Source organism: Pseudomonas sp. FW305-3-2-15-C-LB1, from assembly GCF_058787615.1.
In genome coordinates, this window is the sequence record NZ_JBYSZX010000022.1 from 49,319 (window position 1) to 64,996 (window position 15,678).

The 15,678-nt window shown below is 60.8% G+C and carries 13 protein-coding genes and 1 tRNA gene; 5 read left to right on the forward strand and 9 right to left on the reverse strand.

The window, feature by feature from the left end:
* Nucleotides 1-8: 8 nt before the first annotated feature.
* A complete protein-coding gene (locus AC3WP7_RS27565) occupies nucleotides 9-755 on the forward strand; it encodes an ABC transporter permease (RefSeq protein WP_172963352.1) in 747 nt (248 codons plus the stop codon).
* 63 nt (nucleotides 756-818) lie between these two features.
* Here the strand turns inward: AC3WP7_RS27565 and AC3WP7_RS27570 are convergent, their stop codons facing one another.
* A complete protein-coding gene (locus AC3WP7_RS27570) occupies nucleotides 819-4,328 on the reverse strand; it encodes a membrane-targeted effector domain-containing toxin (protein ID WP_102592918.1) in 3,510 nt (1,169 codons plus the stop codon).
* A gap of 336 nt (nucleotides 4,329-4,664) precedes the next feature.
* On the opposite strand from AC3WP7_RS27570, the gene AC3WP7_RS27575 reads away from it, so the two are divergent.
* Nucleotides 4,665-4,853 (forward strand): hypothetical protein, encoded by a 189-nt coding sequence (locus AC3WP7_RS27575; protein ID WP_010210250.1) that lies wholly within the window; start codon nucleotides 4,665-4,667, stop codon nucleotides 4,851-4,853.
* A gap of 6 nt (nucleotides 4,854-4,859) precedes the next feature.
* On the opposite strand, the gene AC3WP7_RS27580 is transcribed toward AC3WP7_RS27575, so the two are convergent.
* Nucleotides 4,860-5,240 carry a fe2+ zn2+ uptake regulation protein gene (locus AC3WP7_RS27580; RefSeq protein ID WP_093121115.1) on the reverse strand — a complete coding sequence of 127 codons (381 nt, stop codon included), beginning with the start codon at nucleotides 5,238-5,240 and terminating at the stop codon, nucleotides 4,860-4,862.
* Between the two features lie 237 nt (nucleotides 5,241-5,477).
* On the opposite strand from AC3WP7_RS27580, the gene pvdQ reads away from it, so the two are divergent.
* Nucleotides 5,478-7,763 (forward strand): bifunctional acylase PvdQ, encoded by a 2,286-nt coding sequence (gene pvdQ / locus AC3WP7_RS27585; protein WP_102592917.1) that lies wholly within the window; start codon nucleotides 5,478-5,480, stop codon nucleotides 7,761-7,763.
* 212 nt (nucleotides 7,764-7,975) lie between these two features.
* A tRNA-Cys gene (locus AC3WP7_RS27590) sits at nucleotides 7,976-8,049 on the forward strand.
* A 147-nt stretch (nucleotides 8,050-8,196) separates the two neighbouring features.
* Here the strand turns inward: AC3WP7_RS27590 and AC3WP7_RS27595 are convergent.
* From AC3WP7_RS27595 to AC3WP7_RS27615, 5 genes are all read right to left on the reverse strand, one after another.
* On the reverse strand, nucleotides 8,197-8,583 hold the full coding sequence (locus AC3WP7_RS27595) for a DUF1090 family protein (RefSeq protein ID WP_071488186.1): 387 nt from the start codon (nucleotides 8,581-8,583) through the stop codon (nucleotides 8,197-8,199).
* A gap of 196 nt (nucleotides 8,584-8,779) precedes the next feature.
* A complete protein-coding gene (locus AC3WP7_RS27600) occupies nucleotides 8,780-9,034 on the reverse strand; it encodes a hypothetical protein (RefSeq protein WP_093121067.1) in 255 nt (84 codons plus the stop codon).
* Nucleotides 9,035-9,133: 99 nt separating this feature from the next.
* Nucleotides 9,134-10,552, reverse strand: a complete 1,419-nt coding sequence (locus tag AC3WP7_RS27605; RefSeq protein ID WP_102592916.1) for an efflux transporter outer membrane subunit — start codon at nucleotides 10,550-10,552, stop codon at nucleotides 9,134-9,136.
* Complete coding sequence (locus AC3WP7_RS27610) at nucleotides 10,549-12,117, reverse strand: DHA2 family efflux MFS transporter permease subunit (RefSeq protein WP_102592915.1); 1,569 nt, start codon at nucleotides 12,115-12,117, stop codon at nucleotides 10,549-10,551. The genes AC3WP7_RS27605 and AC3WP7_RS27610 overlap by 4 nt, the downstream gene beginning before the upstream one ends.
* A complete protein-coding gene (locus tag AC3WP7_RS27615) occupies nucleotides 12,110-13,219 on the reverse strand; it encodes an HlyD family secretion protein (protein ID WP_102592914.1) in 1,110 nt (369 codons plus the stop codon). Before AC3WP7_RS27615 ends, AC3WP7_RS27610 begins: the two co-directional genes overlap by 8 nt.
* A 99-nt stretch (nucleotides 13,220-13,318) precedes the next feature.
* On the opposite strand from AC3WP7_RS27615, the gene AC3WP7_RS27620 reads away from it, so the two are divergent.
* Nucleotides 13,319-14,032: a CerR family C-terminal domain-containing protein gene (locus AC3WP7_RS27620; protein ID WP_092243837.1), complete on the forward strand. Its 714-nt coding sequence runs from the start codon at nucleotides 13,319-13,321 to the stop codon at nucleotides 14,030-14,032.
* 14 nt (nucleotides 14,033-14,046) lie between these two features.
* Here the strand turns inward: AC3WP7_RS27620 and AC3WP7_RS27625 are convergent, their stop codons facing one another.
* Both AC3WP7_RS27625 and AC3WP7_RS27630 read right to left on the reverse strand, forming a co-directional pair.
* Nucleotides 14,047-14,808 carry an SDR family oxidoreductase gene (locus tag AC3WP7_RS27625; RefSeq protein ID WP_102592913.1) on the reverse strand — a complete coding sequence of 254 codons (762 nt, stop codon included), beginning with the start codon at nucleotides 14,806-14,808 and terminating at the stop codon, nucleotides 14,047-14,049.
* Nucleotides 14,809-14,837: 29 nt separating this feature from the next.
* On the reverse strand, nucleotides 14,838-15,665 hold the full coding sequence (locus AC3WP7_RS27630) for a DMT family transporter (RefSeq protein ID WP_102592912.1): 828 nt from the start codon (nucleotides 15,663-15,665) through the stop codon (nucleotides 14,838-14,840).
* Nucleotides 15,666-15,678: the final 13 nt, after the last annotated feature.

The window sequence follows — 15,678 nt, forward strand, 5'->3', positions numbered from 1 at the left end:
AACGGGAAATCCCGGGCTGGTTGCTCGGGTTGAGTGGCTTGGCGGGGTTGCTGTTGCTCTGGTGGCTGGGGGTGAAAGTGTTTGGCGCGGCGGACGGCTTGTCGGCACGCTTTTCCCTGGCCGCCACGGCCGCCAGCCTGTGGGAATTGCTCGGGCGCGGGGAGTTGTACCTGCACATCGCCGTGAGCCTCAAGCGTATTTTCGTTGGGTTGCTCCTGGCCTTGCTGGTCGGCGTGCCGCTGGGATTGCTGGTGGGCAGTTCGCGCAACCTGGAGGCGGCGACCACGCCGGCGTTCCAGTTCCTGCGCATGATCTCGCCGCTGTCGTGGATGCCCATCGTGGTGATGCTGATGGGGGTAGGCGACCAGCCGATCTATTTCCTGCTGGCCTTTGCTGCCGTATGGCCGATCATGCTCAACACCGCCGCCGGGGTGCGTCAGCTCGACCCACGCTGGTTGCAGTTGAGCGCCAGTTTGAGCGCGACCCGCTGGGAGACCTTGCGCCGGGTGATCATTCCCGGCGTGGTGGGGCATGTGCTGACGGGCGTGCGCCTGGCCATCGGCATTCTGTGGATCGTGCTGGTGCCGTGCGAGATGTTGGGAGTCAGTGCGGGGCTTGGGTATTACATCCTCGATACCCGTGATCGGCTGGCTTATTCGGAGCTGATGGCGATGGTGGTGTTGATCGGCTTGTTGGGCTTTGCGCTGGATGCCTTGGCGCGGTGGCTGCACCAGCGGTGGGTGCGTGCTGGCTGATAGGGCAAACAACGGCCCGGATACATCCCCGGGCCGTTGTTTGCGGGAGAGCAGCAAGTAAGGTCAGCGTTCTACAAAAATATGCAGATCACCCGGAATGCCGCCTCCCCAGCCTACCGGTTTTGTAGGGTCTTGAGGCCGGCCAATTAACTGCTTGCCGACCTGCCCTTTGACGTTATCTGCGTTAGCCACGTAGATGCCGATGCTGTGTGTCAACTCAGCCAGGCCTGGTACATTTTCGCAAGTGTTCATATGGGCGCACCCAACCAGTGCGACCCATTTTTCAGTTCCTGAAGTCGCCTGGATGGTTTCCGAGGCGTAGTAGTTGCACTCCCTGAGGCGGCGTTGCGAGCTTTCGCCCGTTGTTGTACGCTTTTTATGGGGCTGGTCTTTGTGTCGCGTGAGGAAGCAGTGATCAATGGGCATGACTTCTATGCCATTGGCCTCAAGCTTTCCGAGTAGTTCCTCGAGCGTCGGATTAGTTCGACGCCCTTGTTCACCCAGTACACCTATACCGTCATCCCGCAGGCCTTTCGGCGTATCGATAAGCCCTTCGAAATACACTTTCTTGACGCCTTGGTTCTTTAACGTTTCCACGTTAGCGAAAAGCACCTTGAAACTCGCCATCTGTGAGTGCTTTTCCCCCAACACTATGCCGTTAGAGGTTTTGAACGCCTTTTCAAACAGTGTTGGCACGCTGACGGATTTGGGCACCGATGGGATAAGAGGACGCTCCAGCTTGTTTATAGGGGGCAGGGCGTCATAAAATGCGTTCATTTCTTGTTTGAACTTGTTCATGGTTGCTTCTATGGTATCCGGTTCGAAATGGTCAAGCTCCAACTTGCCTTGCAAGCTTTCTACGTAGTCGCCCTCGGGTAATGGCTTTTTGATGTGTAACGGACGAGCGTCGGTATTCAAGGGGTTGAATCGATGACTTTTGTTGGGTTTTCTGTGTGTTGTGGGAGAGTTAGGATTCAAGGTGTCCTGCACGCTGAAATCCTTCAGTGGCGGGCCGTAAGGCTTCATCGTGACCGGGTCATAGGCGTACCGTTGCCCATTATGAATAATGCTGCTGGTCTCCAGGGTTTGCTCCCCGACCTTTAAGGTCCCCCATGTGACATCACCGTAAGGCGGCGGAGTCAAGCCTGCCGCAATCTTGGCTTTAGTAATGCCTTTGCTTGCGAGGCGGGTGCCCCCGAGCAACAAATCACCTACACCATTCAACGGGTTGAACTCACTGATAACGGTGGTTCCGATGATTCTCGAGCATTGCAGCGCCTTCTTCGTCATGGTGATGGCTTTGGTACCAACCTTGGCGACTTTCGCTGCGGCCGCTGCACCGGCAGTGACAAAACTGAAGACGTCCAGGAACAGGTCTGTGGCGCCGTCGATGTATTGACCCTCCTTGAAATTGCAAATCGCCGATCTGAGAGGGATCAAATCCAGGAAAAAGTTGGTCAAGGCCCATTCGGCATCCATCTGCTTATCGAAGCTGGTGACGCCCTTGGCTTGCTTGATGACGTCCCGATTATCAATGTGAAGGTGTTTCACAAAGGTATCTGCAATGGCCTGGGTTCGAGCGCTTGTGAAGGTGGAGGGGGTAGGCTGCGCTGATCCGGCTTGTGTGTTCTGGCTGAAGTCGGCATTGGCAACGGGTGTGAATTTCTCGATCGGATAGACCCGATTGGCATCGCGCTCACGCTCGCAGGTCAGGACACTGTTACTGACCTGCGTGATGGAATGCTTGCTCAGGTCCACCTCATACGTGGTGGTGCCATTCGCGCCAGTGGCCTTGACGTAGAGCTTTTCATTTTTATGGTGGAGGGTTCTGTCGGTGAAACCGAGGCCCAGGCGATAGGTATTGAGCTGATAGAACTCAAGCTGCCCGTACTCGAGGTTCTGCCTGTCAGCCAGTGGAAGCTGGGCGATCATATGTTTGATCGCTACGCCGATGCCTTTTTTCTTGTCGCTGATGGCCTGTGCAAGTTGGCTGTTGAATTCGGCATTGACTCCCAAATTGAGCGACTTGCCTTCCAGTGCGGCATTGATGCGCGGGTCTTGGCTCACCCATTCGTAGTTGTCCAATCCACTCATTGCAATGTCCAGGAGCGACATCATGCCCGCAGGCGCGCGATTCGGGTCGTAGACCGGTTGAATTGAAGGTTGCTTGGTGTCATGGACCTTCAGCAACTTTTCTTCAAACGGAACGCTTTCGCCAAACCGCTCCTTGAGGCGAGCGAGGGCGATATCCCTGCGGCTGGGCATTTCGGATTGGATCAGGCTGGAGGCGTCAATCTGCTCAATGGCCTGTTGGTTGAACGCGTTTCTGACCACCTCGATGTCGGCTGCGTTGTAACGTCCGGCCTGCTCCGGAGAAAGAACGCCATTGACCAGCCCCCATACTCGCAGGGCAGCGATCTGCGCACGTTGAGTGGCCTGCGGATTGTAAAGGGCGGCAGTTTCAGCTTCAGCCATGACTTGGTTAAAGGTCATGTTTTGCACTTTTCCTGGCGTCTTGGCCTCTATCGATGCTGCCGCGGTCCGCAGCCTGACCCAGGCGGCGCTGGCGTACACCACAGCGTCGGGAACGTCTTTGATCAAGAGTTCGGGGTGCTTCATTAAAAGCAACAGGTGTGCACCTGTTTTGGACATCTCGGCGGAGGTTCTACCTGATTTGCTCAGGTGCGTACTCAAGCCGTCTACAATCATCGATAAAGGCTTGCCCCAATGGGTTTTGTTGGACAAATCAAAACCGGCCACTTTATTAGGGTTAGGCTCGGTCAAGCACTCCGGGTCCATTTGCAGAATTATTGCTGTCTTGAGGCATTCGTACGCGCTTTCGCGGGTGGCAACCCAATTCATTTGCTTGCACAGGGTTTCAGCCATCAATAACCCCTCGGCAGTACCCATCAGCATTTCCCCCACTTGGATGGGATCACTCAGGACTCCCTCGGGAAGGGGGGCCTTGTAACGCAAAAACTCCAGCAACCCCCCCTTCACTCCCATGACCAAGGGCTTGTCACCGAGATGATGTTCGTAGTTCATGGCGAACTTACGCAGGCGCCCTTGATCAACTGTGCTCAAGGGAATAGGCCAGCTCAACGCACCACCAAAATTGCCAAGGGGGTGTTCCAGAGCTCTGTCGATCAGGGCTCTGGCCAGGGCGATCAAGGAATAGTGGCTGTCCGGTACGGGGAGGCCGTTGGAGGTGATGTAGTTCTCCAGTGTGGTGGTTCTGCCGGCTTCCTCAGAGGAAGATGAGCCCGGCGCGACTTCCATCGACGTGGACTTGAGTGCCGTGAGGACAGCCAGCGGGGTGGCCGCTTCACCCAGTTGCGCCGCCAGCTCATTGAGTTTGCGTGCCAGGGTCCTGAAGTTCTTCTGATCTGCGAGCTGTTGCTTGAAGTCACCGCTGTCTGGGCAATTGTCTGTTTGTGGCTGGGGAGTGGGGCCTGCTGCCGAATCGAGGTGTGCGCTGGCGGTGTCTCGGAGGGTGGATAGAGATGGACCGTTAGGGTGGGGCGGTTGATACGTGTATGACTGCTGAGGCGAGCGAGTATGTAGTTGGGTCATTGTTGGGTACCTATTCAGACGTACTGAGAACAAGCGCCTGTCAACGGGAGGTTCCCTTTTCCCATGGCGCACCGCTGTGTGCTGAAAACGTCCGTTCGCGTTCCGGCTGCGGGTACCAGGTTTTGTAAGATCGGATGTAGGCGGGGAGTAGGCGGGCTGGTCAAGTGCAGTCAGTTCCGTACCGACGACAGCGTCAGCATTGCACTGTCAGGGAATATTTTCTGCTTACTCGGGCTGGGTTTATCGCAGCGTGCGCCAGACGAGCCAAAGCGTTTCATCACCTGTAACATGAGCGCCTATTGATCCCGTTCCACTCCCAGATACAGGACCCCCCTGATGACCCAAAAACAGCGTTTGAAATATTCGATTCTGATTGCCCTGGCCGTACTGGCGACGATGTTTGGCCTGTCCTATTTGCAGAACACCGGGGTCATCAGCGAGAAGACATTCCAGACCATCGCCATTGCCGTCGCAGTGGTCGTGGTGGTGATCAACGGCATCATGCGCCGCAAGGTCAAGCTTTAACGGCGATCAGGCGCGGCCTTCGAGTACCTTGGCAGCCTCTTCATGGAGGCTGTAGCTTTTGTCCGCATTGAGGGTGATCACACCTTCGCTGCACAGGCGCTTGAGTACCTCGCGCACGCTGAGAAACGACAACGGAATGCCCAGCTCCAGCAAGTGGCTGTGCACGCCGCGTACGCCAAGGGTGCGCTGGTTGTCGGCGGCGGTGAGCAGGGCGTCGATGACCTTCAGCCGGATCAGGCTGGTACGCAGGCCAAAACACTTGAGCAGATGGCGGATACGCTGGTTGCCTTGCTGTTCGGGCGTTTTGCCGAACGCTTGCGGGCCGCTGCCGAAACTGGCGTCGGCCGCGTGTGAATGTCCATCCGTGGGCACTTGCGGGTTGTACATGCAAAAACTCCTTATCAGAGCCTGATCAGGAAAAAATGAGCGCTCTTGGTTAATAAGACGAACGAGCGAGCGAAATCATGAAGTGTCGGATGTAGAAATTTCGTCGGTATCGGTTTTGTCACATCCCCATCGCCTTAAATAAACGACCCCGTGCATTAAATTATTCCCGGTGATTTGCGTTCTTACGGTGGGGTTATTGCCCCTTGTGAGACGGTTAAATCTGACGGTGGAGTCTGCGTGATTATTTCCAATGGGTTGTCCAGGGTCTGCATGGCCGGAGTGTTGCTGGGGTTGGGCCTGGCCGCCTCTGCGCGGGAGCAGGTGACGCCAGCGGCGGCGGACATCCGCCGCACCAGTTACGGCGTACCGCATATCCGCGCCAACGATGAACGTGGCCTGGGCTTCGGCATTGGCTACGCCTACGCCCAGGACAACCTGTGCCTGCTGGCCAATGAAGTGGTCACCGTAAATGGCCAGCGCGCCCGCTTCTTCGGCCCCGAGCAGGCGACCCTGGAAGAGCGCAACAACCTGGCCAGCGACCTGTTCTTTGGCTGGCTCAATACGCCGGATGCGGTGGCGGCATTCTGGAAGGCGCAGAGCCCGCAGATCCAGCAGCGTATTGAAGGTTATGTGGCCGGCTACAACCGTTATCTGAAAGAGCAGGGCGCGCCTGCGCAGTGCCAGGCGGCGTGGGTACGGCCACTGGTGGCTGAAGATCTGGTCAAGCTGACCCGCAGGCTGTTGGTCGAAGGCGGTGTCGGCCAATTCGCCGAAGCCCTGGTGGGTGCGGCGCCGCCTCAAGCAACCGCCAGTGTGTCGAGCAGTGCGAAGGCCTTTGATCAGGTCGTGGCCAATCAACAGCGTTTCGCCTTCGATCGTGGCAGTAACGCCGTGGCAGTGGGGCGTGACCGCTCGTTCAACGGGCGCGGCATGTTGCTGGCCAACCCGCACTTCCCATGGGTGGGCGGCATGCGGTTTTACGAGATGCACCTGACCATCCCCGACCAGTTGGATGTAATGGGCGCTGCGCTGCCGGGCCTGCCGGTGATCAATATCGGCTTCAACCAGCATGTGGCGTGGACCCACACCGTGGACACGTCCAAGCACTTCACCCTGTACCGCCTGACCCTGGACCCCAAGGACTCCACGCGCTACATGCTCGATGGCAAATCGGTCGCCCTGGATAAAACCACGGTAACCGTGCAGGTCAAACAGGCCGATGGCAGCCTCAAGGACCAATCGCACACCGTCTATAGCTCACAGTTCGGCCCGGTGGTGCAGTGGCCGGGCAAGCTCGATTGGGACAGCCACTACGCCTTCAGCCTGCGCGATGCCAACCTGGGCAACGACCGTGTATTGCAACAGTGGTACGCGATGAACCGTGCCGGCAGCCTCAATGAGCTGAAAACCTCGGTGCACACCCTGCAAGGCATCCCGTGGGTCAACACCCTGGCCGCCGATGACCAGGGGCAGAGCCTGTACATGAACCTGTCGGTGGTGCCCAACGTCAGCGCGGCCAAACTGGCGCAATGCAGCGACCCACGCGCCGGCCTGCAGATGATCATGCTCGACGGCGCCCATAGTGCCTGTGCCTGGGACGTTGACCCGCGTGCAGCACAGGCTGGGATCTTCCCGGCCGACCAACTGCCGCAATTGCAACGCACCGATTACGTGCAGCACTCCAATGACTCGGCGTGGCTGGCCAACCCCAAGGCGCCGTTGACCGGTTTCTCCCCGCTGATCAGCCAGGACCATCTCGGCCTCGGCCCACGTGCGCGCTTTGCCCTGCAACGCCTGCAATCCCTGGCTAAACCGATCAGCGTCAGCGACCTGCAAGACATGGTGATGGACAACGAGGTGTACCTGGCCGGCCAAGTCATGCCCGATCTGCTCGCGTTCTGCGCCAGACACCTCGGCAGCGACGCCCCTGCCTTGCACCCCCTGTGCTCCAGCCTGAAAGCCTGGGACCAGCGCGCCAACCTCGACAGCGGCCTCGGCCTGGTGCACTTCATCAACCTGGTGCAGCACCTGCAGCAAATCCCCGACGCTTGGCGCGTGGCCTTCGACCCGGCCCAACCCCTCACCACCCCACGCGGCCTGGCCATCGACCGCGCCGATGTCGCCAAAGCCCTGCGCGAAGCCATGCTGGCCTCCACCGCCGACGTCGCCAAACGCGGTTTGACCGCCAGCAGCACCTGGGGTGAGGTCCAAGTCGCCGGGCAAACTCCGATCCACGGCGGCCCGCAGGAACTCGGCATCTACAACGCCATGCAAACCGTGCCCCGCGCCGACGGCAAGCGCGAAGTGGTCAGCGGCACCAGCTACCTGCAAATCGTCACCTTCGACGACCAGGGGCCCCATGCCCAAGGCGTGCTCGCGTTCTCCGAGTCCAGCAACCCGGCTTCCCCACACGCCAAGGACCAGACCCGAGCCTTCTCCCAAAAACAACTGCGCCCGCTGCCCTTCACCGAAGCCCAAATCAAGGCCGACCCGCAGTACCAACAACTGCGCATCAAGGAGTAGGGCAGGCCCGCAACCCCTTGATGCCAATACGAAATATTTTTGAAATCAAGGGGTTGCACGCCTAGGCAAATACGTACATAATGGCGCCCATCGAACGCAATGAAGCATTAAAAACTTCAATGTATTCAATGAGTTAGAGTAGAGGCAGGGTTGTACAGCCCACTCAAGTTTTTATGCGGTGAGTGTCAGCAGTCGGGACATTGATCGTTTGAGGCCGAGTAGCAAAATGGTTATGCAGCGGATTGCAAATCCGCCTACGCCGGTTCGATTCCGACCTCGGCCTCCACTCTTGAAAACCCCGCAGATTAGCGTCTGCGGGGTTTTTTATTGCCTGGACGAAAGTACGGGCGTGCCGATCAAGGTTTTTGCAGGGCACGTCCCGCAGGCATGGAAAAGCCCGCAATTGCGGGCCTCTCGCACACGACTTTCCGGCTTATTTAAACAGCCCACCGATTGCATTGATCGCATCCGCTGCCTTGTTCACGTTTTGTTGGTGCTGCGGGTTGGTATTCACTTGGGCCTGGGTGTTGTAACTGGCGTTACTGCAGCTCTTGTTTGTCTGGGTCAGCGCAGCTTGATAGGCGGTTGCGCGCAAGGTATCGCCCTTGGCATTGGCTGCATTGATGTTCGCCTGCAGGTCGCGGACCTGTTGCTGGCAGGAGGAGGCGTTATTGGAGTAATTGGTGTTATTGGTGGTGTTGTTTGCACCACCCAGAGCAGAGGACAGAGCCCCTGTCAGGGCACTCAAGTCAGCGGCTTGTGCCGATAGGGCGATCAGACTGAACAGGGCGGCGGATGGAGCGAGCTTGGAAAGACGCATGGCAAACCTCAATGTTTTATTGTCTGCACGCGCGTGGCTCCCGAGCTGGTGCAGAGCAATATCCGTATAAGGTGTGTGCTCGGTTGCGGCAAAATATTATTTGGTCAAATTTTGAGCTTCAATATCCAGTGTCAATAAATGTGAATTCTTTCACGTTGTTCGTCGGCTGCGCGCCATTGGGGTATGCCTCCTGTGATTACAGGATTTCAGACCTGGCGATGCGCTGGTCTTTCACCTCACCTGCATACGCGTGAAGCCTTTCCTGTTGCGCTGCCAGCAACGCGCAGATTTTCATCAGCGCCACGGCCTCATCCGGCGTCCGACCGCTGGCGGCTAAAGCCGTCAATTCAACCACCGACCAGCCAATCACAGCGGCGGCGTCCTCCAGGTCGTAGAACAATTCCTGCTGTGCCGTTCTGGGGCCGTCGAGCCCCTGGATCAGTTCTTTCATTTATTGCCCCTCCCACTTCAGGTCAAACCCCATGATATCCATCCCGATCTCCGCCAGATCGGTCTTGAATGGAATTTCTCCCATCAAACGCCTGATGTGTCACAACGTCCAGCCCAGCCCCAATGCCTTGTGCAGTGAAGCAAAATCCTTGAGCAGTTCCGCGTCCCCGGAAATCCGGTTCTCCTGGGCCTGGTAGCGGGTACGCTCCGCATCCAGCCAATCCAGGGTGCTGGCGGTGCCCGCACGGTAGCGTTGGCGGGTCAGGTCTGCCGCACGCACTGCCGAGGATTCCACACTGCGCAACAGCACCACGTTCTGGCGTTGATGGCCGTACCGCGCCAGGGCCACATCGGCGTCGCGCAGCGCACTCAGTACCACACTTTTGTAGTGCGCGAGCGCTTCGTCGCGACCGGCTTCGGCACCTTTGACGCTGGCGGCCACGCGGCCGAAGTCCAGCGCGTTCCAGGTCAGGCGCGGGAGGATCAGCCAGGTGCCGTTGTCCTTGCGGGCGAGGTGGCCGGGGTCGCCGGCAGAGAATGACAGGTCGCCCATCAGGCTGAGCTTGGGAAACCAGTCGGCGGTTTTCTCGCCGATCTGCGCGTTGCTGGAGGCCAGTTTGCGTTCGGCGACGCGGATGTCGGGGCGGGCCTTGAGCAGGGCGGCGGGGTCTGCCACGGGTACCACACCGGGGATGGCGGGCAGGGCTTTGGCGGTGGCGAGGCGGCCATCCAGTTCGCCGGGCTCTCGGCCGCAGAGCAGGCCGAGTTGATCCAGGGATTCAACGATGGCGGCTTGCAACGGCAGGCGCTGGGCCTGGGTGTTTTCTGCCTGGGTGAGGACTTGTTCCAGTTGCAGCTGTGAGGCCACGCCACGGCTGCGACGTTGCTGGGTCAGGTCGAGAGCCTGGTTTTCGATGTCGACACTCGCGTCTACCAACGCCAGGCGTGCCTGTTGGTCGCGCAGGTCGGTGTAGGCCTGCACCACTTCGGCGGCCAGTTGCACCTGGGCGTCGGCCAGTTGCGCCTGGGCAGCGTCGGCTTCGGCTTGCGCGGCTTCGACGGCGCGACGTGTGCCGCCGAACAGGTCGGCCTCCCAACTGGCATCGAAGCCGGCCAGGTAGAGCGTCAACGGCCCGCGACCGGCACCGCCGCCACCCAGTGCGGAGGTGTCGGGCGAGCGTAGCTTGAGCATCGCGGCGTCACCGGTGACCTTGGGCAGGGCGTCGGCCCGCGCACCGCTGAGGCTGGCGCGGGAGTGTTTCAAGCGGGCCTGGGCGGTGGCAATGTCGGGGCTGTTGTTCAGCGCCATCTCGACCAGTTCATTGAGCTGCGGGTCATTCAACGTTCGCCACCACTGCGCCACAGCCGGGGCGCTTGGCACCTGGCGGTCGGCATGGGGCAAATGCCCGGCGGCCAGGGTTTTCGGCGCGGCGTCGGGTGCGCCTGAGTAGTCCGGGCCTACGGTGCAGGCCGATAGCAGGCCAACGGTCAGGAGCAGAGGAAACGAGCGAGCAATCATGGCTGTACCGTGCGCTTTTTCAGGATGAAGATCAGGGGCAGGCACGCCAGCATTGCGAGTCCCAGTACGTAGAACGAATCGTTATAGGCCATCACCGAGGCTTGGCGGGCGATGTCGTTGGCCAGTTGGGCCATGGCTTGCAACGAGGCGGTGGAGGCGTCGCCGGTTTGTGCCAGGTAGCTGGCGGTGTTGCTGGCCATGTGGTCCTGGGTCAATTGGCTGTTGGCCAGGATGCCTTCGCGCAGCCGGTCGTCATGGAAGTGGCTGCGCCGGTCCATCATCACGCCGAGCAACGCCAGGCCAATGGTGCCGCCGAGGTTGCGCGACATGTTGTAGAGCCCGGCCGCGTCGCCGGCGTCTTTGGTCTCTCCCGAACGCATGGACAGTTGGCTGAGGGGCATCATCACCAGGATCTGCCCGAAGCCGCGCAGCAACTGTGACCACACAAAATCATGGCCGACGCTGTCGGCGGTCAACAGGGTGTCTACAAAGCAACTGGCCCAGTACAGCAGCAGGCCGGCGCCGACCATCCAGCGCAGGTCGTAGCGGCCGAGCATTCGCGGCAGGATCGGCATCAGCAAAAACGCCGGAATCCCCGACAACAGCATGATCGCGCCGGACTGCTGCGCGTTGTAGCCGGACAGAATCCCGAGAAATTGCGGCACCAGATACGCCGTGCCATACAGCCCCGCACCCACCGCCGTACCGATCAGCAACACGCTGCCAAAGCTTTTGTTGAGCACCAGTGGCAGGCGCAGGATCGGCGTACTGGAGCGCAATTGCCCCACGGCAATCAGGAAAAAACCGGTGACCGTGGCAATGCTCAGCCACACGATCAGCAGCGAGTCAAACCAGTGCTCGCGCTGGCCTTCTTCCAGCACCACGGTCAGCGAACTCAAGCCCATGGCCAGCCCCAGAATGCCCAGCCAATCGGCGCTGATAAAGCGCTGCAGGTTCATGCGCTCGCTGGGCAGGCCGGTGATCAGCAGGGTGATCAGCGCGATGCTGATGGGCAGGTTGAGAAAGAAGCACCAGCGCCAGTTGATGTTCTCCGTCAGCCAGCCGCCGATCACCGGGCCGAGCAAGGGGCCGAGGATCACGGTCATGCCGAACATCGTGGTGCCGATGGCCAGTTGGTGGGGCGGCAGACGCGTGCGCACGATGGTCTGCGCGGTCGGGATCATCGCGCCGCCGGCGAAGCCCTGGCCGATGCGCCCGGCGATCATCGCGCCAAGGCTGGTGGACAAGCCGCAGAACATCGAGAACAGGGTGAAGGTGAGTGCGGTGCCGATCAGAAACCGGCGCAGGCCGAAGACTCGGGTCAGCCAGGCCGCGAGCGGGATCATCACGATTTCCGACATCAGGTAGCCGGTGGCGATCCAGGTGCCTTCGGTGCCGGTGGCGCCGATCTGGCCCTGGATCTGCGGCAGCGCCGAGTTGGTGATCGACACATCCAGGGTCGCCAGCAAGGCGCCCAGTGCACCGGCGGCGACGGCGATCCAGTCGGTCAGCGAGGCGTTGCGCGGTTTCTCGGCAGCCACCCCGGCCATGCTCGCCTCAGCCATGGTTGGCGTCTGCGGCATGGGTGCGGGTGTCGACTTCCACGGTGGCCGACAGGCCTGGCATCAATGCGGCACGCAGGTCATCCGGTATGTCCAGGGCAATGCGCACCGGTACCCGTTGCACGATCTTGGTGAAGTTACCGGTGGCATTCGACGGCGGCAGCAGGGCGAACTGCGCGCCGGTGCCGGGCGCCAGGCTGTCGATGTGGCCTTGCAGGTCGCGGCCGGGCAGGGCGTCGACATGCACGGTGACGGTCTGGCCGGGGCGCATGCCACCGATCTGGGTTTCCTTGTAGTTGGCGGTGAGGTAGATCGCGCTGATCGGCACCACGGTCAGCAAACGCGTACCAGGTTGCACGTACTGCCCCACGCGTACGCCACGGTCAGCCACACGGCCGTCCAGCGGGCTGCGGATGACCGCGTCGTCGACGTCCAGTTGGCTTTGCGCCTCGCTGGCCTTGGCGACGCCCAGTTGCGCCTGGGCCTGCTTGAGCTGGGCCTGCAACGTGCCGTAGCGAGTCTGGCTGGACCGCAGCGCCGCCTGTTTGGCCGCCACGGTGCTGCGGGCCTGTGCCAGTTGGTTGTTCAGTTGGGCCAGGCGCTCTTCCGGTTCGGCGCCCGAGCGGGCCAGCGGCGCGTAGCGGGCGACTTCGGTCTGCGCATGCCGGGCATCGGCCTCGGCGCCCTGCAATTGGGCGCGGGCTTCGGCGATGGTGGAGTCCTGTTGCACCAGGTCGGCCTGGGCCTTGGCGAAGTCGGCATTGCGTGCGGCAATGGTCGCGCTGGCTTCGTCGCTCACGGCCTGGTACTTGCGCGCATCCAGGCGCACCAGCACGTCGCCACGCTTGACGTTCTGGTTGTCGCTCACCAGAACGTCGGCCACGTAGCCGTTGATCTTTGGCGCCACGCTGATGCTGTCGGCTTGCAGGTAGGCGTCGTCGGTGGTCTCGATAAACCGCCCGGTGATCCACCACCAGGCGCCCCATGACACGCCCGCCAGCACGGCGACGCCGGCCACGCTGAGCAGGATGCGCCGGGCCTTGCCACGTTGACCTTTGACGGTTTCTTCAGGCATGACCTGAGGGGAGGGAGGTGCAGCCGACATCGAGGTCACTCCAGATTTATAACGAGTGGAATAAATTCCTTTTTTCGCGAATTTTTGTCAACTGGTATATTTTGATCCGGTATTCGAAGGGAGCTGCACATGGCACGACACAAACCTGCCGCCGAGGGTGGTTACCAGCGCGGCGAAGAAACCCGCGCCCGCATTATCGAGGCGGCCGTCGAGGTATTCGGCGCGCGTGGCTACGATGGGGCGTCCACGCGTGATATCGCCACGACTGCCGGCGTCAACGCACCTGCGATCCAGTACTACTTCGATGGCAAGGAAGGCGTGTACCTGGCGTGCGTCGAGCACTTGATCACGCTGCTGTGGCGCAAGATGTCGCCGCCGGTGGAGGCGGCGGAAAGCGTGCTGGCCGATGCCGATTCCGGCGACAACGCGCTGATCGACGCCTCGCTGGGCATCCTGGGCACCGTGGTTTCAACCATCCAGGACAGCCCGCAAACCACGGCCTGGCGTGCGTTCATGGATCGCCACCAGGCCGGGTTGTGCCCGCAAAGCGCAACGATGGCTTTCGAGGAGCGTTTCAAGGCGCGTATTGCGCGGGTCATCCGCCAACTGATCGCACGCGTGGCCGGCCTGGCGCTGGAGGATGAGCGCACGGTGATCCATTCCATGGCGCTGTTTACCCAGGGCCTGGCGTTCCGCATCCAGAAGCCCAAGCTGCTGGAGGCGTTGCAGTGGAGCGAAGTGAACCAGAAGGAAATGGAACAGGTGCGGGAGGTGGTGCTGATGCAAGCGCGGTTCACCCTGGAAGGGCTGGCCCGGCACCGGGACCAGCACGCCTCCCGTTAATCGGCGGTTGCCGCCTACTTGCCGCCTGTCACATCCAGAAAGGTCCCGGTGATGAACGACGCTTCCTTACCGGCCAGCCACAGGATAGCGCGGGCCACCTCTTCGGCTTCGCCGCCACGGCCCATGGGAATGCTGTCCTTGACCCGATCCACACGCCCCGGTTCGCCGCCGCTGGCGTGCATGTCGGTGTAGATATGCCCAGGCCGTACGCAGTTGACGCGTATGCCTTCGCGCGCGACTTCCTTGGACAGCCCGGTGGTGAATGTCTCCAGGGCACCCTTGGAGGCAGCGTAATCGACATACTCGTTGGGGCTGCCTAGCCGGGCGGAGGCGGAGGACACGTTGATCACGCTGCCACCCGTGCCATTGTGGCGCAGCGACATGCGTTTCACCGCGTGCTGCGCGCACAGCATCGGGCCGATGGCATTGATCGCGAAGATGCGCTGCATGCGGGCAAAGTCGAGGTCTTCAAAGCGTGACTGCAGGGCAATGATCGCGGCGTTGTTGACCAGCACATCGATACGGCCAAACGTCTGGTCAATGGCTGCGAACAGCTGCGCGACCTGAGCAGGATCCGCACTGTCGGCGCGGATGGCCAGGGCACGGCGCCCCAACGCTTGCACATCCGCCACCACGCCGAGCGCGGCCGCCTCGTTGCTGACGTAGCTGATCGCGACATCGTAGCCTTGCGCCGCTGCAAGGCGCGCGGTTGCCGCGCCGACACCGCGGCTGCCGCCGGTAATCAGAATCAGCGGTGTCGAAGACACAGTACTCATTGCTTGGACCTCCTTTGAGGGGTTAAGGATCAGCCTATCAGCATGGTGCCGGTCGCAATGACCACGCACGCCAGGACTTTGCGGGCAGTCAGCGACTCGCCCAAAAACAAATAACCGATCAATGCCGCGAACAGCACGCTGGTTTCGCGCAGGGCCGAAACGGCGCCCATCGGCGCGTGGGACATGGCGTAAATGACGATGCCGTAGGCCAGGAGGGACACAAGCCCCCCGATCAAGGCCGTGATGACGCCGGGGCGTGGTGCGAAGAGGCTGCGTGTATCGCGCAGGCCGATGTACACCAGGGGCATCAATACGCCCCAGAGCGCACACATCCATACGGTGTAGGCCATCGGTGCGCCGGACAGCCTCGCGCCAATACCGTCCGTGACGCTGTAGGCCGCGATGAAAAAACCCGTGCCCAGGGCGTAGGGCAGGCTGGGCACCGCCAGTCTGCGCTGTCTGAAGGCCAGAGAAATAATGCCGCCGGATACCAGCAGGATGCCGATCAGAGCGTTCGTGCTGAGCGTTTCACCGGCAAACACCAAGGCGCAAAGCGTGATCAGAATGGGCGAGGAACCGCGTGCGATCGGGTACGTCTGCCCCAGGTCGCCCACCTTGTAGCTTCGCACCAGGAACAGGTTATAGCCCACGTGCAACACGCCAGACAGCACGGCGTAGGGCCAACTGGCTGGCGCGGGAGGGGCGAGAAACAAGGCGATGACACTGCTGGCGATGGCGACCGCCACGCACATCATGGTCATTGACCACAGCCGGTCGGCGCCGACACGCAACAATGCGTTCCAGCTGGCATGCAAGAGGGCGGCGAAGAGGATGAGTAGAACGATGGGTAAAGGCATGCGCCATGGTAAA

Bases quoted from the DNA above. Each gene is read 5' to 3' on its own strand.
- AC3WP7_RS27595 (WP_071488186.1), bottom strand. From the start codon at position 8,583: ATGCGTCTTTCCAAGCTCGCTCCATCCGCCGCCCTGTTCAGTCTGATC.
- AC3WP7_RS27575 (WP_010210250.1), top strand. From the start codon at position 4,665: ATGACCCAAAAACAGCGTTTGAAATATTCGATTCTGATTGCCCTGGCC.
- AC3WP7_RS27610 (WP_102592915.1), bottom strand. From the start codon at position 12,117: ATGGCTGAGGCGAGCATGGCCGGGGTGGCTGCCGAGAAACCGCGCAAC.
- AC3WP7_RS27600 (WP_093121067.1), bottom strand. From the start codon at position 9,034: ATGAAAGAACTGATCCAGGGGCTCGACGGCCCCAGAACGGCACAGCAG.
- AC3WP7_RS27615 (WP_102592914.1), bottom strand. From the start codon at position 13,219: ATGTCGGCTGCACCTCCCTCCCCTCAGGTCATGCCTGAAGAAACCGTC.
- AC3WP7_RS27625 (WP_102592913.1), bottom strand. From the start codon at position 14,808: ATGAGTACTGTGTCTTCGACACCGCTGATTCTGATTACCGGCGGCAGC.
- AC3WP7_RS27580 (WP_093121115.1), bottom strand. From the start codon at position 5,240: ATGTACAACCCGCAAGTGCCCACGGATGGACATTCACACGCGGCCGAC.
- AC3WP7_RS27605 (WP_102592916.1), bottom strand. From the start codon at position 10,552: ATGATTGCTCGCTCGTTTCCTCTGCTCCTGACCGTTGGCCTGCTATCG.
- AC3WP7_RS27620 (WP_092243837.1), top strand. From the start codon at position 13,319: ATGGCACGACACAAACCTGCCGCCGAGGGTGGTTACCAGCGCGGCGAA.
- AC3WP7_RS27630 (WP_102592912.1), bottom strand. From the start codon at position 15,665: ATGCCTTTACCCATCGTTCTACTCATCCTCTTCGCCGCCCTCTTGCAT.
- AC3WP7_RS27570 (WP_102592918.1), bottom strand. From the start codon at position 4,328: ATGACCCAACTACATACTCGCTCGCCTCAGCAGTCATACACGTATCAA.